Origin of the sequence: Paracoccus seriniphilus (genome assembly GCF_028553745.1) — a bacterium.
In the GTDB taxonomy this organism is placed as follows: Bacteria; Pseudomonadota; Alphaproteobacteria; order Rhodobacterales; family Rhodobacteraceae; genus Paracoccus; species Paracoccus seriniphilus.
The window spans coordinates 1006448-1026282 of the sequence record NZ_CP067129.1; the positions used below are offsets into that span (position 1 = coordinate 1006448).

16 protein-coding genes are annotated in these 19835 nt (G+C 62.3%); 8 read left to right on the forward strand and 8 right to left on the reverse strand.

The genetic code is table 11. The features are described 5' to 3' along the window. Window positions 1-2: 2 nt before the first annotated feature. From JHW44_RS04990 to JHW44_RS05005, 4 genes are all read left to right on the forward strand, one after another. On the forward strand, window positions 3-998 hold the full coding sequence (locus tag JHW44_RS04990; protein ID WP_245846830.1) for an ABC transporter permease: 996 nt from the start codon (window positions 3-5) through the stop codon (window positions 996-998). Then, on the forward strand, window positions 995-1960 hold the full coding sequence (locus JHW44_RS04995; RefSeq protein ID WP_089343132.1) for an iron chelate uptake ABC transporter family permease subunit: 966 nt from the start codon (window positions 995-997) through the stop codon (window positions 1958-1960). Before JHW44_RS04990 ends, JHW44_RS04995 begins: the two co-directional genes overlap by 4 nt. After that, window positions 1957-2715, forward strand: coding sequence for an iron ABC transporter ATP-binding protein (locus tag JHW44_RS05000; protein WP_089343131.1), 759 nt, complete (start codon window positions 1957-1959; stop codon window positions 2713-2715). Before JHW44_RS04995 ends, JHW44_RS05000 begins: the two co-directional genes overlap by 4 nt. Window positions 2716-2801: 86 nt before the next feature. Then, on the forward strand, window positions 2802-4850 hold the full coding sequence (locus JHW44_RS05005) for a TonB-dependent receptor domain-containing protein (protein ID WP_089343130.1): 2049 nt from the start codon (window positions 2802-2804) through the stop codon (window positions 4848-4850). A 9-nt stretch (window positions 4851-4859) separates the two neighbouring features. On the opposite strand, the gene JHW44_RS05010 is transcribed toward JHW44_RS05005, so the two are convergent. The 8 genes from JHW44_RS05010 to JHW44_RS05045 form a co-directional block, all read right to left on the reverse strand. Next, entirely contained in the window at window positions 4860-8132 is a 3273-nt protein-coding gene (locus JHW44_RS05010; protein ID WP_089343129.1) for an error-prone DNA polymerase, read from the reverse strand. Next, complete coding sequence (locus JHW44_RS05015) at window positions 8129-9607, reverse strand: Y-family DNA polymerase (protein WP_089343128.1); 1479 nt, start codon at window positions 9605-9607, stop codon at window positions 8129-8131. Before JHW44_RS05015 ends, JHW44_RS05010 begins: the two co-directional genes overlap by 4 nt. Further along, window positions 9549-10109 carry a hypothetical protein gene (locus JHW44_RS05020; protein WP_089343127.1) on the reverse strand — a complete coding sequence of 187 codons (561 nt, stop codon included), beginning with the start codon at window positions 10107-10109 and terminating at the stop codon, window positions 9549-9551. Before JHW44_RS05020 ends, JHW44_RS05015 begins: the two co-directional genes overlap by 59 nt. Window positions 10110-10223: 114 nt before the next feature. Then, on the reverse strand, window positions 10224-11246 hold the full coding sequence (locus JHW44_RS05025; RefSeq protein WP_143811432.1) for a hypothetical protein: 1023 nt from the start codon (window positions 11244-11246) through the stop codon (window positions 10224-10226). Window positions 11247-11541: 295 nt separating this feature from the next. Further along, window positions 11542-12375 (reverse strand): PPC domain-containing DNA-binding protein, encoded by an 834-nt coding sequence (locus JHW44_RS05030; RefSeq protein WP_089343125.1) that lies wholly within the window; start codon window positions 12373-12375, stop codon window positions 11542-11544. Then, window positions 12372-13994, reverse strand: a complete 1623-nt coding sequence (locus JHW44_RS05035) for an acyl-CoA synthetase (RefSeq protein ID WP_089343124.1) — start codon at window positions 13992-13994, stop codon at window positions 12372-12374. The genes JHW44_RS05030 and JHW44_RS05035 overlap by 4 nt, the downstream gene beginning before the upstream one ends. Beyond that, window positions 13991-15160, reverse strand: coding sequence for an acetyl-CoA acetyltransferase (locus JHW44_RS05040; protein ID WP_089343123.1), 1170 nt, complete (start codon window positions 15158-15160; stop codon window positions 13991-13993). The genes JHW44_RS05035 and JHW44_RS05040 overlap by 4 nt, the downstream gene beginning before the upstream one ends. Window positions 15161-15170: 10 nt before the next feature. Further along, window positions 15171-15980: an IclR family transcriptional regulator gene (locus JHW44_RS05045; protein WP_245846828.1), complete on the reverse strand. Its 810-nt coding sequence runs from the start codon at window positions 15978-15980 to the stop codon at window positions 15171-15173. A 203-nt stretch (window positions 15981-16183) separates the two neighbouring features. Here JHW44_RS05045 and JHW44_RS05050 point away from each other — a divergent pair, with 203 nt between their 5' ends. The 4 genes from JHW44_RS05050 (at window position 16184) to JHW44_RS05065 (ending at window position 19831) form a co-directional block, all read left to right on the forward strand. After that, window positions 16184-17188, forward strand: a complete 1005-nt coding sequence (locus tag JHW44_RS05050) for a DctP family TRAP transporter solute-binding subunit (protein WP_089343121.1) — start codon at window positions 16184-16186, stop codon at window positions 17186-17188. Window positions 17189-17257: 69 nt separating this feature from the next. Continuing rightward, window positions 17258-17746, forward strand: coding sequence for a TRAP transporter small permease (locus tag JHW44_RS05055; RefSeq protein WP_089343120.1), 489 nt, complete (start codon window positions 17258-17260; stop codon window positions 17744-17746). Next, on the forward strand, window positions 17739-19067 hold the full coding sequence (locus JHW44_RS05060) for a TRAP transporter large permease (protein WP_089343119.1): 1329 nt from the start codon (window positions 17739-17741) through the stop codon (window positions 19065-19067). Before JHW44_RS05055 ends, JHW44_RS05060 begins: the two co-directional genes overlap by 8 nt. A gap of 11 nt (window positions 19068-19078) precedes the next feature. Beyond that, entirely contained in the window at window positions 19079-19831 is a 753-nt protein-coding gene (locus JHW44_RS05065) for an SDR family NAD(P)-dependent oxidoreductase (protein WP_089343118.1), read from the forward strand. The last annotated feature ends 4 nt before the right edge of the window (window positions 19832-19835 follow it).

A 19835-nucleotide genomic window follows, 5' to 3' on the forward strand; every position in this document is an offset into this window, starting at 1 on the left:
CGATGGCGGTCTGGACCGACATGGGCAAACCGCGCGGCGGATTTGCGGTCTGTGGACGGCCCGTTCTGGCCGTGGCCGTTCTGGCGCTGCTGGCATTGGCAAGCCTGCTTGTGGGCAGCAGCGGCATCGGCCTGCGGGCTCTGCTGGATGACCCCAGGTCTGTCGAGCTTCTTTGGGTCAGCCGCATGCCGCGCACGATTGCGCTGATCCTTGCGGGAACCGCCTCTGCCATCACCGGGCTGATCATGCAACGCCTTGTCCAGAACCGCTTTGTCGAGCCTTCGACCATGGGCACGGTGGATTCGGCCTGCCTGGGGCTGTTGCTGGGGGTGATCTTCATTCCCGATGCCTCGCCTCTGGCGCGGATGGCGCTGGCGGCGCTGTTTTCCTGGCTCGGGACATTGCTGTTCCTGCTGATCCTGCGGACCATGCCACGTCGCAGCGCCCTGATGCCGCCCTTGCTGGGGATCGCCTATGGCGGTGTCATTGGTGCCCTGTCGTATCTGATTGCCTGGCAAACCGGGCTGATACAGGCCCTGGCCGCATGGACCACCGCCGATTTTTCCGTCGTTCTGGCCGGACGATACGAGCTGTTGTATCTCGCTGCCGCCGCGACCGCGCTGGCATGGTTCGGTGCCGACCGCTTTACCCTTGCAGGACTGGGCGATGATGTCGCCCGCTCGGTCGGGCTGAACCCGCGCATGGTTCTGGCCCTTGGCGTCTCTATCGTTGCGATTACCGCGGGCAGCATCGTGGTCACCGTCGGCTTCATTCCGTTTCTGGGCCTGATCGTGCCCAATCTGGTGTCGCGCCGGGTTGGAGACAATCTGCGCAATGCCCTGCCGATGGTGGCATGGCTGGGCGCCTCGGTGACGCTGGTCTGCGACCTTCTGGGGCGGTTGGTATTCTACCCCTATGAATTGCCCATCGGCGCCACGATGGGCGTTCTGGGTGCTGCGGTGTTCCTGTTCCTGCTGTTGAGAAGGGATGGGACATGACGCCCGAGACACGTCGATATCGCAGCCGCCTTGCCGGGGGCAGCTTGATGTTGCTGTTGCTGGCCCTGGTGGCTGCCTTCATGACCCTGGGGGCGACGGGAAACTGGTCCTTCATCCTGTCCTATCGCGGCGAAAAGCTGGTGACCGTTTTTCTGGTGGCATGGGCGGTGCCACTGTCGACCATCCTGTTTCACGCCATTTCCGACAACCGGATCCTGACACCATCGATCATGGGGTTCGATGCGCTGTTCGTGCTGATCCAGACCTTTCTGATCTTTTTCATCGGCTCGGCGCGGATCGGCCTGTGGCCCGAACAGGGCGTCTTTCTGGCCGAACTGGCCATCATGGTGGCTTTCGCGATGACCCTTTACGGGCTGCTGTTTCGTCGGGTTGCCAACAGTCTTGAGCTGTTGCTGCTGGTGGGCATCGTGCTGGGCGTGCTGTTTCGATCCATCTCGGGGCTGTTGCAGCGCCTGATTGATCCCGGCGAATTTCTAGTGCTGCAGGGGCGCATCTTTGCCAGCTTCAGCGGGGTCCAGCCCGAGGTGCGCAATATGGCCGCGACCTGTATCGGGCTGACGACGCTGTGGGCCTTCTGGCGGCTGCCCGCGATTGACGTGATGGTTCTGGGGCGTGGCGGGGCGCTGTCCGTCGGGCTGCCCCATCGGCGCCTGTCGCTGGAGGTCTTTGCCATGGTCACGGTGCTGGTCGCAGCTTCGACCGCACTGGTGGGTCCGATCACTTTCTTCGGCCTGTTGATCGCCCATGTGACCTATCGGCTGCTGCCGGGGGCGCCGCTGCGCCAGACGATCCTGATTGCGGGGCTGCTGGGCGCTTTGCTGCTGGTGGGCGGGCAGGTCGTGCTGGAGCGCGTGCTGGGCTTTGATGGTTCGGTTGGAATGGTTGTCGAATTCCTTGGCGGCCTGTTGTTCATCCTTTTGCTGATCGAGCGGACCCGATGATAGAGTTGAGAACCCTGCGCCAGTGCTATGGTGACCACACCGTGGTCGATGTCGATGCGCTGACTCTGCCCGAAGGTGGCCTGACCTCGATCATTGGACCCAATGGTGCGGGAAAATCCAGCCTGTTGGGCATGATCGCCGGGCTGCAAAGCCCGACGCAGGGGCAGGTGGTGCTGGACGGGCAGGATATCGTCAGGGTCAAGCGCGACAGTTTCGCGCGGCGGCTGGCCTTTCTGCGTCAGGACAACACGATCAACGCGCGGCTGACGGTCAGGGATCTGGTCGGCTTCGGGCGCTATCCCTATTCGAAGGGGCGGCTGACCGACCACGACCAGCGCCACATGGACCATGCCATCGCGCTGGTCGGGCTGGAGCCTCAACAGCACAGCTTTCTGGATGAACTGTCGGGCGGCCAGCGCCAGCGCGCCTTTATCGCCATGGTTCTGGCCCAGAACACCGGTTACGCGCTGTTCGACGAACCGCTGAACAGTCTGGACATCCGCCATGCGGTTGGCGTGATGCATCTGCTGCGTCGCGCCGTCGAGGAACATGACAAGACCGTTGTCGTCGTGCTGCATGACCTGAATTTCGCGGCACGTCACAGCGACAGGATCATTGCCATGCGCGATGGTCGGATCGTGGCCGATGGCCCTCCCGAGGCGGTGATCCGGACCGAAATTCTGGACGATCTCTACGACATGAAGCTTCAGGTCGTTCAGCAGTGCGGGCGGCCCATGGTCGATATGTTCGGCTGAGGGCCAGCCCTTTTCCTTCCAGCGATGGGTGCCCTGCATCCTGCCAGGCGAATTCCTTCAACATATGGGTTAAACAGGAGCCATCCATGACCTATCGCGTTTCGGGTCACCTCGGGGCATCAACCGCTCTGGGATCAGTCCTTTCTATCGTCTTCACCAGCCATGCCGTCGCGCAGGATGTCGATTTGGCCGGGACGACCACGCTGAGCCCCATCGTGGTGACCGCTGGCGGTTTCGAACAGAATGTCGCAGACGCGCCGGCCTCGGTCTCGGTGATCACGCGCCAGCAGCTGGAAGAGCGCAATGTCACCAGCCTGTCGGATGCACTGAGCGATGTTCAGGGCGTCGTCACCACCGGGGCAGCCGACAACGAGGATATCTTCATCCGTGGTCTGCCGGGCGAATACACGCTGATCCTTGTGGACGGAAAACGGCAGGGAACGCGCGACAGCCGGCCGAACGGTTCCTCGGGCTTCGAGCAAAGCTTCATTCCGCCCGTTGCCGCGATCGAGCGTATCGAGGTCGTGCGCGGGCCGATGTCGTCGCTCTATGGCTCTGACGCCATGGGTGGGGTGGTCAATATCATCACCCGCAAGGTTTCACCCGAATGGACCGGCTCGGTCACGGCGGAAACAGTCATTCCCGAACATTCCACGGATTCCGGCAACAAGCAGCTGTCCTTCTATCTCAGCGGCCCCATCGTCGATGACCGGCTGGGCCTGCAACTGTGGGGCCGCCGCATGTGGCGGGACGAGGCCGAACAGCTGGACGGTCCCAGCGAGGAAGATGACATCGACCTGAGCGGACGCCTGACCTGGATGGTGACGCCGGATCAGGAACTGAATCTGGAATATGGCTATACCGAGCTGGAGCAATACAGCAATCCCGGCATGTCACTGGATGAGGGGGATGATCCCGAGCGGGTCGACAATGAGCGCGAACATCTGTCGCTGGGGTATGTCGGCTATTGGGGCGATGCCACGACCGAGCTGAGCCTGCTGCGCGAACGTGGCCAGCGCACCACCTACAATTATGATCTGGGATATTTCGTCAAGGATGAGCGTTCGCCCGAGATCACCAATACGGTGGTTGACGGCAAGGTCACGCTGCCCTTCGAGATGGCGGGCAGTCATACTGTCGTCAGCGGCTTCCAGTTGCGGCGCTCCGAGTTGAAGGACCAGAACCCCGGCACGGGAACGACCGATGTCCAGACCTTCAGCTCCGATGAATGGTCGGTCTTTGCCGAGGATGAATGGCAGATCACCCCGCAATTCGCCGTGACCGGCGGTTTGCGCTATACCGACAATGATGGCTATGGCGGCAAGGTCACGCCGCGCATCTATGGGGTCTGGAGCAATCTCGGCGGGCTGACGATCAAGGGCGGTGTGTCGACGGGCTATCGCACGCCGTCGCTGCGCCAGGCGGTGGATGACTATTACTACACCACCGAGCGCGGTGCGGGCGTCATCGTGTCGAACCCCGATCTGGATCCCGAGACCAGCACCAGCTATGAATTGTCGGCCCTGTTGGAACGCCCGGGATATGAGTTGGGCGCGACGCTGTATCGTACCGATTTCAAGGACAAGATCGAGAATTACAAGACCGGCGAAACGATCGATGTCGGCGGGACGACCTATAATCGTTGGGAATACATCAATGTTCAGGATGCAACCATTCAGGGGGTGGAGCTGACCGCCAGTGTCGACCTGTCGCCCACGCTGCGCCTGACCGGAAACTATACGCTGACCGATTCCGAACAGAACAGCGGCACCTACAAGGGGTTGCCGCTGGCGCGCACGCCCGAACATGCCGCGAATCTGAAGCTTGACTGGATGACTCCGGTGGCCGGTCTGAATGCATGGACAAGCGCAACATATCACGGGTCCGAAATCAATGCCGGTGCCCGGATCGGAAGCAATGGCACCCCCTATGCCTATGACGACGATGGTGATGTGATCGCCTATAAGTATGACAACTACACCACCGTCGATCTGGGCCTGTCCTATGAGATCAATGAGCGGGCAAGACTGGAGGCCGCGATCTACAATGTCCTTGATGCCGAGGTCTCTGTCGCCGACAACAATGCCTATCAGACCGGGCGTTCGCTATGGCTTAGCGTGACCACCTCGTTCTGATTCTTCGGGTCAGTGGAAATCACGGCTGGGAAAAAGCCGCTTTGCCTGTTCGCGCGGATGTGTGGCGCGTGATCGGGCAAAGCGGCGCGGCACGCTGTCGCTTTGCGGAGTGGTCGTGCCCAGCTCTTCCCCCAGCGGATGGCCCAGATCGCTGAGACAATGCGAGACATCCTCGATCTTCTGCGCGATCAGATGCACGACGGGGCCTTCGCGCTGCAACATCCCGGTGACCTTCAGCAGCCGCCCGCCCATGACGGCGCGGCGAAATCGCTGAAAGACCGCGTTCCAGACAATGATGTTGGATACGCCGGTTTCATCCTCCAGCGTCAGGAAGATCACGCCCGAGGCCGTGCCGGGGCGTTGGCGGGTGATGACCAGCCCGCAGACCGTGGTCTGTGTCTGCGGTGCCTCGGCCAGCTTGTCATGCGGGGTCAGGCCGGGCAGGGACGGGCGCAGCAATTCCATCGGATGGGCGCGCAGGGTCAGGCGGGTGGCGATGTAATCCTCGACGACTTCCTCGCCCAGATGCATGCCGGGCAGGGTGATGGCGGGTTCGTGGATCACCTCGCCATCCAGCGGGTCGTTGAACAGCGGCAGGGGGTTCTGCCCCTTGATGGCGCGCACCTGCCACAGCGCGTTGCGCCGCGTCAGCCCCATGCCTGAAAAGGCATCCGCCTCGGCCAACCGTTCCAGCACGGCGGGCGCGACACCGGCCCGCAGCCAGAGGGATTGCGGATCGGGGTAGCCATTGCCCCGCGCAGCGACGATCCATTCTGCATCATCCTGCCGGAAGCCCCTGATCTGGCGAAATCCCAGTCGCAGCGCCAGTTGCCCGTCGGCGCGCCGTTCAAGGCTGTTGTCCCAAAGGCTGGCGTTCACGCAGATCGGGCGGATTTCCACCTGATGTTCGCGGGCATCGCGCACGATCTGTGCGGGCGCGTAAAACCCCATCGGCTGCGAGTTCAGCAGCGCGCAGGCAAAGACCGCCGGATGATGGCATTTCAGCCATGCCGAGACATAGACCAGAAGGGCAAAGGCGGCGGCATGGCTTTCGGGAAAGCCGTAATCGGCAAAACCCTCGATCTGGGAAAAGCAGCGCTTGGCGATGTCGGGGGAATAGCCGCGCGCCAACATGCCATTGATGAATTTGTCGCGATGTTCGCCAATGGTGCCCATACGCCGGAACGAGGCCAATGCGCGGCGCAGCTGGTCGGCCTCTTCGGCGCTGTAACCGGCCCCGACCACGGCGATCTGCATGGCCTGTTCCTGAAACAGCGGCACGCCAAGGGTGCGGCGGGTGACCTCTTCCAGTTCGGCCCCGAAGGGTTCGGGCTTTTCCAGCCCTTGCCGGCGGCGGATATAGGGCTGGACCATGCCGCCCTGAATCGGGCCGGGCCGGACGATGGCGACCTCGATCACCAGATCATAGAATTCGCGCGGCTTCATGCGGGGCAGGAAATTCATCTGTGCCCGGCTTTCGACCTGAAAGACGCCAACCGCATCGGCGCGTTGCAGCATCCGATAGGTCTGTGCGTCCTCGGCGGGGACGGTGGCAAGGGTCAGCGCGGTCTGTTCATGCCGCTTCAGCAGGTCAAAGGCCTTGCGGATACAGGTCAGCATTCCCAGCCCCAGAATGTCGACCTTGAGAATGCCCAGGGTGTCGATGTCGTCCTTGTTCCATTCAATAAGGGTGCGGTCGTCCATTGCGGCATTCTCGATGGGGCACAGCTCGTCCAGCCGGCCCTTGGTGATGACGAAACCGCCGACATGCTGAGACAGGTGACGTGGAAAGCCGATCAGCTCGCCGATCAGGCGCAGGGTCAGGGCGAGGCGGCGGTCATTGGGATCAAGGCCCAACTCGCGAACGCGGTCCAAATCCGGTCCCTTGCCGGAAGATCCCCAGATCTGGCCGGACAGGCCGGCGGTCACGTCCTGGCTGAGCCCCATCACCTTGCCGACCTCGCGGATCGCGGCGCGGGACCGGAAATGGATCACCGTGGCACACAGGCCCGCGCGCTCGCGACCGTATCTGTGATAGATCCACTGGATGACCTCTTCGCGCCGTTCATGTTCGAAATCGACATCGATATCGGGCGGTTCGCCGCGGTGGCGCGAGATGAAGCGCTCGAACACCATGCCGATCAGATCAGGAGAGACATCGGTGATGCCCAGCAGGTAGCACAGGATGGAATTGGCCGCTGATCCGCGCCCCTGGCAGAGAATGCCCTGACTGCGTGCATATTGAACAATGTCATGGACGGTCAGGAAATAGGCCGGGAAATCCAGTTCGGCCACGACGGCCAGTTCCTTTTCCATCAGCTTGCAGGCCCGCTGTGGCGCGCCCTGCGGATAGCGGCGGCGCAGGCCCTCATGGGCCAGTCGCGTCAGCCGCGCCATCGGAGTTTCATCGCCCTGAACGATCTCGTCCGGATATTGATAGCTGAGTTCGGACAGGCTGAAGGCGCAGCGATTGGCGATTTCCACGGTCCGGCGCAGGGCGGCGGGATGGTTGCGAAAGATCCGGGCCATGTCAGTCCCCGATTTCAGCCGCCTTTCGGCATTGGGCAGGGCGCGGGTGCCGATCTGGTCAATGGTGCAGCCTTCGCGCAGGCAGGTCAGCACATCGGCCAGCGGGCGGCGACAGGCGCGATGCATCAGCACATCCCCCACCGCAACCATCGGGGTCGAACAGCGCAGGGCCAGCCGGGCGCAGGCATTGAGATACATCTGGTCCGAGCCGTCATAACGCGGGGCGGCGCCCAGAAAGACATGGCCGGGAAAGCTGCGCTGCACCTGCATCAGGTCGGGCAGGGCATTGTCGGGCGCGCCCTGTGGCAGGGCGATCAGGATCATGCCCCTGCAACCGGTCAGAAGATCCGCCAGATCCAGATGGCAGTCGCCTTTTTCAGCGCGTCTTTTGCCAAGGGTCAACAGGCGGGACAGCCGTTGATAGGCGGCCAGATCGGTGGGCAGGGCCAGCCAGTCCACGGTGCTGTCGCGCAGCACCAGACGACAGCCGGTGATCAGGCGGGGCAAGGTGGCGAGGCCGGGAGACCCAATGTCTTGCGCATTGCGTTCCAGTATCTGCAATGCGGAATAGGCCCGCACCACACCGGCCAGAGAGTTCCGGTCGGTGATCGCAATCGCTGTCAGGCCCAGTTCGGCCGCGCGGGTTACCAGTTCTTCGGGATGCGAGGCCCCGGTCAGAAAGGTGAAATTGCTGGTCACGCAAAGCTCGGCATAGGGCTGGGGGGCGGCCGCCGCCGGGGATCGGGTGCTCATGCGAATTCCCCCTGAACGAACCAGCCGGGATTCTGCGGCGTGTGAAACAACCACAGACGGCGCCCCTGTTCGGTCTGCACGCACCAGTAATCGCGAAAGCCGCGTTGCCAGTTTTCATCATCAAGCCACCATTCCGGCGCGATCCGTTCAGGGCCGGTCGCGGACAGGGTGGTCAGGCGCATCCGCCGCCAGCGGAATTGCTGTGGCGGGCGCGGACCCGAGGCGCTGATCGGTTCGGGCGGGAACATGATCAGCGGGCGCGGGCGTGACCCTGCCGAAAAGCTTTCGGCCCGGGAACTGGCGGCGGGGACGATCATGAAGCTGCGTTCGGGAATATGGCTGTCGGCGGGCAGGAAACGCTGGATGTTTTCCAGCCCGACCCGCGTGCCGATCCGGGTGATCAGATCGTCCAGCCCGACTTCGCGATCCGAATGGCTGTGGCTGACCTGCTCGGGGCGAAGGGGCTCGACCTGTGTGGCTTCCAGCCGCATGTGATCAATGCCGAAACCGGCGTCCACCTTGCCGATGTTGCGCGCGAAAAGCGACAGGATCAGCGCCGGGTCGCGCATCGGGCGGGCAAGGCGCAGCTCGACATTCCGGGCCTGCTGATCGACCCGGCGCAGGGTCAGCTTCAGCATCCGTGCGCCGGTTTGCCGGTCTTCCAGCTTGCGACACAGCCGTTCCAGCAAGCGCGCGGTGCCAGCCATTACATCGGCCTCCAGCCCGATCGGTTCAGGCAGGTTCAGTTGCACGCCGTAATGTGGCGGTTCCTGTTGCGGAGAAATCTGTTCGGGTTGCTGCCCCAGGGCCTGATCCAGTCGCATCAGCAAGCCGGAGCCGAAGCGCCGGGCAAGCGGGGCGCGCGGGGCCTTGGCAAGCTGTCCGATGCTGCGCAACCCCATGCGTTTCAGCGCCGTGACGGTATCGGCATCCAATCGCAGCGCCGCCACCGGCAGCGGGCCAAGCGAGGCCAGCATCTCGCCTGCAGGCGCGACACCTTCGGCGAAATGGGCCAGCGCCCAGGCCGCGCCGCGCGTGTCGCCAAGTCCGATCTGCACGTTCAGCCCCATTCCGTCAAGGCGTTGGCGCAGATCGGTCAGCATCATGGTCTCGCCGCCGAACAGATGCGCCGCGCCGGTGATGTCCAGCACCAGCCCGTCATCGCCCTCGATGCCGACCCAGGGGGAATAGCGCGTCGCCCAACGGCGCAATCCGGCCAGGAACTGCTGATCCATCTCTGGCTGGGCGGGGCGGCTTTGCAGGTCAGGGCAAAAGGCACGGGCATCGGAAAAGGCCATGCCGCGATGCAGGCCCTGACGCTCGGCGCTTGTGTTCAGGCAATAAATCCGGTTGACGTTCTGTTCCGTCAGGGTCAGCGCGAAGGGGCCGGTGATCGCGCCATGTCGCAAGACCCGGTCACTTGCGAGCCGGGGAAACCACAATGAGATGACGCGTCGAGAGACTCCAGCGCACATGCCACAGACCTGATGTTCCTGATTTGTTCTTGATAAGCTCCCATGATTGCAGAGTCGAGTCCTCGGGTGGGTTCTCGGGGTCGGGGATCGGGGTGCAGCGCCAGCGCGTTTCTGCCGCGTGACTGCCCATGCCTTCGGGGATCAGGCATAATCCCGTGCTTTGCCCGGCCCGGGCGGCCAGTTGCAATCTGCGCCCGGCGGTCAGGCCAATCGGCTGGGTCAGTTCCATGACGACAAGCGGAACGACCCCGGCGCGCAGCGCTTCCTCGGCCGCGGCCAGTGTCTCGATCTGATCCCTTGTCCTGACCGAAAGAACCCGTGCCGGATCGAGATAGTTGTTCAGCCCCAGCGGGCTGATCATCTCTGGCCTCCAGCCTTCGCGCAGCCAGAGCGCCGCCCCGGCATTTGCCGCCGAGGCCGCGGCCAGACCTGCAGCCAATGGCCCGCAGGCTTCATGGACGCGGGAAGGGCGAAGGGGAAAGGCGGTGATCCGTGACGACATGCAGGCAAGCTATGCGACAGTGCTGCCGGGATCAAACAATCTGGCCAGGACATGCCCCCGCCAGCGATCCTTGCGGATCTCGCGAGGACTTCCGGTGCGATCCGATACGACCCGTCAGCTCAGAAGCTCTCTGGTGACATCCGATACGGCTTCCGGCGTCATGTATCCCAGCAGCCATTCCCGCATCCGGTCACGCGCCTGTTCCTGGGTAAGCTCGACGGGTTGGTGGTTGCCGATATTCAGGGGAACCTGTCCCTGCAGATATTTCTCGTTGATGATCTTCATGTCTGCTGCCGCGTTCTGGCGAATGACGGCTTGCAGTTCCGGATCCGTAAGCCGCAGTTTTTCATGTTTGCTTACGGTTTCCGAATGGCGCAACTTCTTGATGACATCGGAACGTCGATCAAGAATGTCCTTGTTGATCCTCTTGATCCGACGGTCGAGAATTTCATTGAAAGAGAACATCCATGTGGTCGCGGCACCCGTCAGGCTGGGATTGACCGGTGCGGATGGGATCTTGAAGTCGATATTGACGCGACATGTTTTCTCGATGATGTCAAAGAAATCCGAGACAACATTTTCGTCTTTCAGGTTTGCTCTGTCAAAGTTCCGGGTCACCAGTGCATCGCGGCCTGCAAGGGATGTGAACCACTCGGCAAATTCAAGATGCCTGTACTTGTATTGAACCGGGGTCGGCGCATGACGAAAGCGCAACCCGTGCCGGATGCGTTGGTTCAATTCTGAAATGTAGAGGTCAACCGGATCTCGGAAATACAGAATTCCGGTTATCTTGTCGAAGCTCTTTTGAAGGCGCCGAACAAGATCGTCACGCAGTTTCGCCGAGGGAATGTCTTCGCTGGAGACGATGACCGTCTCATATTTGTTTTCATGAACTTCGGCTTCGAATTTCTGCCATTCTTCCTCTGCCCTGGAAACCATCTGTTCCAGGGATCCGAACCTGCGCTCCATCTTGGGCGGCAGTTTCTTGGAATATCTGTATCTGAAACAAAGGTCGTGACCACTTGTCTTGGTCATATGTATGCCATGCTGGCTCAGAACATCCTTGTTCTGATGAAGTGCAACCTGAATGGCCGAGGAGCCGGTCTTCGAGGGTCCCATATGAAGTATCAAGTGCATTTCATGTGTCTCCTGGCGTGACGTGCATAGATGCAAGCTATGGCACCATATCTTCGAACTGGCTGAGGTCTGTTTCCTGATGTCTTGTCCGCTGGATTACATGAGGAAATTCATGTCAGCAACTGGCGGCACCAGACCCATGGCAGGCATATGGGGTCAATCCGGGGCAGGCTGAGGAAGGGGCTGACCGCCCATGGTCCTGTCCATGTGGGCGGATCTTTCCATGCGGCCCGGGCTGCCACAATGGCTGCTGGGCAGAGGTGACGCGCCACCAGGGGCAGCGTCACCGCCCTGTTCAAGGTTCAGCGATCAGCAGCACCTCGGCGGTGATGCAGATGCGGTTGTCATGAGGGTGCAGAATGCCGCTCATCGGTTCACCGTCCAGTCCGACCGAGGCAGCCTCGATCGTCACGCCATCGCGGTCCAGTCGCCCGCTGCGCAACAGGACCTCGGTGGCATAGCTGTCCTGCGTGCCATCCGTGAAAGATGTATTGATCAGGCTGCCCAGCCCTTCGATCCGCGCCTTGCCGAGCGTTGCCCCGGCCTGCGGAAGCAGGGCATGCGGGTCCTCATTGGGACGCAGCCTGCACAGCAGGGCAGGCTGCCCTGTCCGGCTGGACGTGGTGGCGGTTGGCGTGAACAGCTCGAAACCGGTTTCGGGATCGGGCTGCACCTCCAGCGTGGCACCTGACAGACCCCAGCCGCTGACATGCAGATCACGCGCCAGTATCGAATCGCCGGTCAGCAGATGCCCCATGCGCAGCGGCCCCCCGACGTCTGACCACAGCCCGTGGCAATGCAGGAAGGGTGCGCCATTCTTGCGGCCCAGATGCAGCCCGGCCTCGGCCAGAACCGCATCCTCGATCACATGGGTCGCGCTGTACCATGCCGCCCGGCCGTCACCGGGGGCGGGGCCGGGGATGACATAGGACAGCCGCGTGAAACTTGCATCCGCCAGCCGCAGATAACCCGCGCTGAAGCCAGCCTGTGAAAAGGCCTGCACCACCGCCTGTTCGACGGGTATTCCCGCTTGCAGTTGCAGTTCCACGGGCCGGGCGCGGCAGGGCAAGGCCGTGAAACGCGCGGGGTTGCGCGGACCGGGATGGGTCAGAACCCGCCGCGCCGTCATTGGGCAGCGCTCTTCTCGGGCGTCTTCGTTTCGGGTCGGGGCAGGTCGCCCCGCGCCAGAAGCTCTTCGCGGATCATCTTCTTGGTGATCTTGCCATAGGCGCTTTTGGGCATTTCGTCCCAGAACACCACATGGCGGGGCATCTTGTAGCGGGCGACCTTGGGGGCCAGCCAGTCCAGCAACGCTTCGGCTGTCACGCCCGCGCTGCGCGCGACGCAGACCGCGACGCCGATTTCGCCCCAGACCGGATCGGGCATGCCCAGAACCGCGACCTCGGATATGTCGGGATGCAGCAGGATCTTTTCCTCGATCTCGCGGGGGTAGATGTTCGAGCCGCCCGAAATATACATGTCCGAGGATCGCCCCGTCAGATAGACGAAGCCTTCGGCATCCATATGTCCCAGATCGCCGGTCAGGAACCAGCCATTGCGAAAGCTTTTGGCATTGGCCTCGGGGTTGTCGAAATAGCCCGCAAAGACGGCAGGCCCGATCACCGCGATCTCTCCGGTCTCGCCCTGTGCGACCTCGTGACCATTGGCATCCTGAATCTGCACCTGCATCCCCGTGCGGGCAAAGCCGCAGGTTCCGATGCGCATGCTGTCATCATCGGCCGAGTGATGGGCAGGGGGCAGCACGGTGATATTGCCGGTGACCTCACCAAGGCCGAAATATTGCACCAGCTTGGGGCCAAGGGTTTCCAGCGCGCGGATCTGATCGGCCCGATACATGGGCGCGCCGGCATAGATCATGTAGCGCAGCGAGGAATGGTCATGCTGATGCACCGAAGGATGTTCGACCAGCAGTTTGACGATGGTCGGCACGGTGAAGAGATTGGTCACCTTCCAGGTCTCGACCAGGCTCCAGACCTCTTGCGGGTCGAATTTCGGGCCGACGGGCAGGATCGTCTTGACCCCATGGGCCACCTGCGTCAGCTGATGGACGCCCGCCCCATGGCTGAGGGGGGCCACCACGAGCGAGGCATCCTGCGGGCCGGTGCCCGGCATCAGGTCGCACAGGTGGTTGGTGACGACAAAGGCCATCTGGCCATGGGTCAGCACTGCCGCCTTGGGGCGTCCCGTGGTGCCCGAGGTAAAGAAGAACCAGCAAGGATCGTCGCGGTTGACCTCGGCCTGCGCCGGGCGCTGGCCCAGATGATCGGCCACAAGGGTTTCGTAATCCTCGCCCAGTCCGGCGCCAATGCCGACCACAAAGCCGATATCCCTGCATGCCGCCGCATGTTCGGGGAATTCGGCCCCGCACAGGATGCCCCTGGCCTGCGAGCTTTGGGCAAGATAGGCGATATCCTCGGGCGATTGGCGGCAATTGGCGGGCACCCAGATCGCGCCGATGCGCCAGCAGGCAAACATTGCCTCGAACATCTGGTTGTTGTTGGCCGATTGCACCAGCAGCCGGTCGCCCTTTTTCAGCCCGAATCGATCCTGCAGCGCCGCGGCAAAGGCAGCCGAACGGGCCTCCATTTCCGCCCATGTCCAGGATTTCTCGCCCCAGACGAAACCGATGTCATCAGGGTGACGGCGCGCACTTTCGGTCAGGAAGTTCGACAGGTTCATCACCCGCGTCGAAACGGGCGGCATGCCGCCCGACAGGTCGATGCTCATTTCACGCGCTCCAGGATCGACACGTAATTGGTTACCGCAGCGCCGCCCATGTTGAACACGCCCGCGACCGTGGCATCGGGGATCTGCATCTCTCCGGCATTTCCGGTCAGTTGCATCGCCGCCATCACATGCATGGAAACGCCCGTCGCGCCGATCGGATGGCCCTTGGATTTCAGCCCGCCCGAGGCATTCACCGGCAGCTTGCCATCCTTGGCCGTGATGCCCTCGCGGATCACCCGCCCGCCCTGACCGCGTTCTGCAAGGCCCATGGCTTCATATTCCAGCATTTCGGCAATGGTGAAACAGTCATGGGTCTCGACCAGCGACAGATCGTCAAGCGTCAGGCCCGAGGCATCAAGGGCCTGCGCCCAGGCCTTGCGGGCGCCGGCGAATTCCAGCACGTCACGGCGCGACAGAGCCATGATTTCATTGACATGGCTGCGGGCGCGAAAGGCAATGGCGCGCTTCATCTCGGCGGCGGTTTCGGGATCGGCCAGCACCAGCACGGCAGCCCCGTCCGAAACCAGCGAGCAATCCGTGCGCCGCAGCGGTCCTGCGACAATCGGGTTCTTCTGCGACACGGTATTGCAGAACTCGGTGCCGAAATCCTTGCGCATATGCGCCAGCGGGTTGGCCATGCCATTGCTGTGGTTCTTGGCGGCGATCATGGCCAGTTCTTCGCTCTTGTCGCCATAACGCTGGAAATAGCCGCCCGCGATCTGTCCGAACAGTCCGGCAAAACCGCCGTCGATATCGGCCTCTTCCTTGCGATAGCTGGCACCCAAGAGGATATCACCGACCTCGGGGGTCGGGGTGGCGGTCATCTTTTCGGCGCCGACCACCAGGGCGATCCGTCCGCGCCCCGCGGCAATGAAATCCATCGCGCCATGCAGCGCCGCCGAACCGGTGGCGCAGGCGTTTTCATAGCGTGTCGCGGGGGTGTGGGCGAAACGCTCGTCGCTCATGGCAACCAGCGCGCCTTGGAAATCCTGCCGGGAAAAGCCGTTGTTATAGACACCGACGAACAGCCCATCGACATCCTCGGGGGTGATCCCGGCATGTTCCAGCGCTTCCGAGACGGCAGCGGCCATCAGGCTTTCCGTGTCGGGATGTTCGGATTTTCCAAAGGGCGTATGGCCCCAGCCGACGATCTGTGGGTCTTGCATGATGTCCTCCTCAAATGCGGGTGCGCGCGGCGTAAAGCTGCGCGAGAGTCGTCTCGATATCCTGTGCGGCCTGCTTCAGATGCGACAACAGTTCGTCACGACGCGGCTGCTGCATCCGGCTTTCGATGGCGGCCAGCGACACGGCTCCGGCCAGGCTGCCATCTGGACGGTGCAACGCCATCCCAAGCCCCCAGGAATCGGGAAAGATCAGGCCGGGGTTCAGGGCGTGGCCGCTGGATCGCGCGTCGCGGACGCGGTCGCGGATTTCTTCGGCGGGAAGGCCGGGATAATCCCGGGCCAGCCGTTCGGCATTGGCATTCAGGGCGGCCTCGACCTCTGCATCGGGCAGGGCGGCCAGCATGGCCAGCGATCCCGCGCCAACGCCAAGGGGGTGCAGCCGTCCCGTCGTCAGCGCATAGGTGCGGATGGGATAGGTGCCCTCTTCGCGATGCAGGCACAGCGATGAATACCCTCGCCGCACCGACAGGAAGGCCGCGTCGCCGGTTGTCTGCGCCAGCCGGGCCAGCGGTTCATAGGACAGTTCCAGCAAGCCGTGGCGGTGGGCGGCGAAAGTGCCCAGGATATAGGCTTCCTCGCCGGGGAAATAGCGCCGCGTCTGTTCGTTCTGTTCTATCATCCCATTGCGAATCAAGGCCAGCAACAGCCGCCTGACCGTGGGTTTGTTCAGCCCGGATTCCGTGACAAGCTGACCGAGGCTGGCGCCATCGACGGGGTGACGGCCAACCATGGCCAGCAAGGCCAGTGCGCGATCGACGCTCTGGCTGCCATGAAGATTACCCGAGGTAATGTCGGCAGTCACTTGTTCTATAATATGGACCTGTTTGGCCCATCTCCTTTCACGGAAGCACGACGGATTCTCTTTAATATTTTGTTTTTTTGCCCAGGCTGCAAGTTTTTCTTGCTCACCATATTCAGAATGGTCCATTATGTGGATCATTGTGCAGGGCATGGGGGCCTGCGTGGTATGGGGCTGGCGACGGCCCGTGACTTTGGGAGGAAAGAATGACTTTCTCGAAACTGGGCAACACGGCCCTGGCAACCTTGCTGGCGGGCGCGATGATGGTTGGCGCCGCCGCGGCCGAGACGCTGCGCCTGTCACATAATACCGGTGACACCACCACATGGCAGAAGGGTGCCGAGAAATTCGGCGAACTGCTTTCCGAGGCGACCGATGGCGAGATGACCGTGCGCGTCTTCCCCAACGCCCAGCTTGCGGGTGGCGATCAGATGCGTCAGGCCGAAATGGTCGGTCGCGGTGCCGTCGATCTGGTCGTGACCTCGGCCATCAATGTCACCCCGCTGGTGCCCGAGATGGCGGCCTTCTCGCTGCCTTATCTCTATGCCAATTATGACGAGGTCGATGCGACCACGCAGGGCGAACCCGGTGCGAAACTGGCCGAGATCCTTGCAGGCAAGGGCATCATCGTGCTGGCCTGGGGTGAAAACGGCTTCCGTGAGGTGACCAACAACACCCGCCCGATTCACAGCCCCGACGACATGAAGGGCCTGAACATGCGCGTCGCCGGTCCGATGTATATCGACGTGATGAATGCGCTGGGTGCCAATCCGCAGCAGATGCAATGGGGCGAGACCATGACCGCGCTGCAGCAGGGCGTCGTGGACGGTCAGGAAAACCCGATCGGTGCGGTGATCATTCCCCAGCAGGTCTATGAGGTGCAGAAATATCTGACCACCTGGCATTACTCCTATGACCCGATCTTCATCGGCATCAGCCAGAAGAAATGGGACAGCTATGATGCCGAGACCCAGGCCAAGGTGAAGGCCGCCGCCGAAGAGGCGATGGCCTATCAGCGCGACATCAGCCGCGAGGCAACCGCCAGCGGCATCGCCTTCCTGCGTGACAAGGGCATGGAGGTCTATGAACCCACTGCCGAGGAACTGGCCGCATTCAAGGCTGCGACCCAACCCGCCTTTGACGAATGGGCGGCCAAAGTCGGCCCGGAACTGGTAGAGAGCTTCCAGTCCGCGATTGATGGCGCTAAATAGGCCCTCACACTGAAGACCGCGTCCCTAACGGGGCGCGGTTCTTCGTTCTTTTAAGCATTGGGAGGGTCAATGAGCTTCATCCTGCGCGAGGCCGAAAAAATCATCTGTGCGGTGCTCTTTCTGGCCATGACCTTTCTGGGCTTTGCCAATGTGGTGGTGCGCTATGGCACGCATTACTCGCTGGCCTCGACCGAAGAACTTCTGACCAACGGATTCCTGTTGCTGACCATCTTCGGGGCCGCCATTGCCGCGCGGCGGGGCGAACATCTGGCCGTCGGGCTGCTGCATGACCTGTTGCCGCGACCGGCGCAGCGGGTGGTCTTTGTGATGTCGGTTCTGGCCTCGGTCTTTCTGCTTGTGCTGTCGGCCTGGTTCTCATGGCAGGCGATGACCAATCTGATCGACAACGGGATGCGCTCTTACGGATTGCAGATTCCCGCCTGGTATTATCAGGCGGCGGTGCCATTCGGTTTTGCGCTGGTGCTGATTCGCTATCTGCAACACGCCCGGCAGGTCTGGAAAAACGGCGGAGAGCATGAGGTGATCCCGGATGTATGATCTCTTTCCCGGGATTCCCACGGGCACCGAAATGGTGATCCTGTTCTTCATCCTGCTGGCGCTGCGCGTGCCTGTGGCCTTTTCGCTGGGGCTGTCGGCGATCTATGCCATGTGGCAGATCGGCTTCGGGCTGGATCTTGCGGGCGATCTGATTGCCGCCGGCATCACCAAGTTCTCGCTGCTGGCCATTCCCTTCTTTATCCTTGCCGGCACGCTGATGGGCTCGCTTGGCATTGCCGAACGGATGATCCGCTTCTTCCGCGTCATGGTTGGCGGCACGCCGGGCGGCATGGGTGTCGTGGGCACGGTGGTCTGCCTGTTCTGGGGTGCGGTCAGCGGCTCGGGTCCGGCCTCGGTCGCCGCGATCGGCCCGATGATCATCAAGGGGATGGAGGAGGACGGCTATCCAAAGCCATATGCCGCCGGTCTTGTATGCACCGGCGCGGCGCTGTCCATCGTCATTCCGCCATCAATCGGGCTGGTCATCTATGGGGTGATTGCCGAGACCTCCATTTCGCAGCTGTTCCTTGCCGCCATCCTTCCCGGGCTTTTCATGGGGCTGATGATGCTGCTGACGCTGCCCTTCGCCAAGCCGAAAGGCGTGCAGGCGGCTTCGCTGGAAAGGCTCAGCCCGCTGCCACATTCGGACAAGCCCTATGGCACCCGCCTGTGGCTGTCCTTCAAGGAAAGCTTCTGGGGGCTGATGACTCCGGTGGTCATCCTGGGCGGCATCTATTCCGGTGTCTTCACCCCGACCGAGGCGGCACTGGTGGCGACGGTCTATGCGCTGCTGGTCGGCGGGCTGGTCTATCGCACGCTGACTCTGAAAGGGCTGTATGATTCGCTGTCCGATGCGGCGGCCTCTTCGGCCACGGTGATGCTGGTCGTCGCCTATGCCAGCCTGTTTGGCTGGGTGGTCACGGTCGAGGATCTGGTCGGCACATATTCGGGTGCCTTGCTGGGCCTGTCGGGCAATGAGGCCGTGATCCTGCTGGTCATCATGCTGATCCTGCTGATCGCGGGCATGTTCATGGATGCGGTAACGGTCATGTTCATCTGCCTGCCGATCTTCATGCCGGTGGTGCGTGAACTTGGCTGGGATCCGGTGTGGTTCGGCGTTCTTGTGATGGTCAATCTGGCCATCGGGCTGATCACCCCGCCGGTGGGGATCAATCTTTATGTCGCGGCCAATGTCACGCGATTGCCGATCGAGCGAGTCGCCCGCGGCGCCTTGCCCTTCCTGCTGGTCTGCCTGGTCGGGCTGGCTGTGATCGGCCTTGTTCCGCAGCTTTCCCTTGCCCTGCTCGGGCCTGCCAACTGAGGAGCCTTCCATTGACCCAGAAGACAGTCATCGTCACCGGTGCCGCGCGGGGCATCGGCCTGGCGACCACCAAACAGTTCCTGGCCGAGGGTCGCAGGGTGGCGATGATCGACCGCGACGCCGAGGCATTGATGGCCGAGGCGGCGCAGTTGCAGGACGTGTTGCCGGTGGTCTGCGATGTGTCACGGCCCGATCAGGTCGAGTCAATGATGGCGCAGGTCGCGACGGCCTTCGGACGTATCGACGCGCTGATCAACAATGCCGGTGTGGCCGATTTCGGTCCCATCGAAGAGACCACCTTCGAACGCTGGCGCAGCGTCATGTCGACCAATCTTGACGGGGTCTTTTTGTGTTCGCAGGCGGCGATCCCGCATCTCAAGCGGGTCCAGGGCGCCATCGTCAATATCGCCTCGATCTCGGGGCTGCGCGCCTCGACGCTGCGGGTTGCCTATGGCACATCGAAAGCCGCAGTGGTCCATCTGACGCAGCAGCAGGCCGCGGAACTGGGCGAATATGGCATCCGCGCCAATTGCGTGGCACCCGGTCCGGTGCGCACCAAGCTGGCCATGGCCGTGCATTCCCCCGAGATCATCGCCGCCTATCACGATGCGATCCCGCTGAACCGCTATGGGTCCGAAGATGAAATCGCCTCAGTGATCGTCTTCCTCTGCTCGGGCAATGCCAGCTATGTGACCGGCCAGACCATCGCCTCGGACGGTGGTTTCCAGTCTACCGGGGTCGGCCTGCCCGCATTGCGCAGCTAGGCAC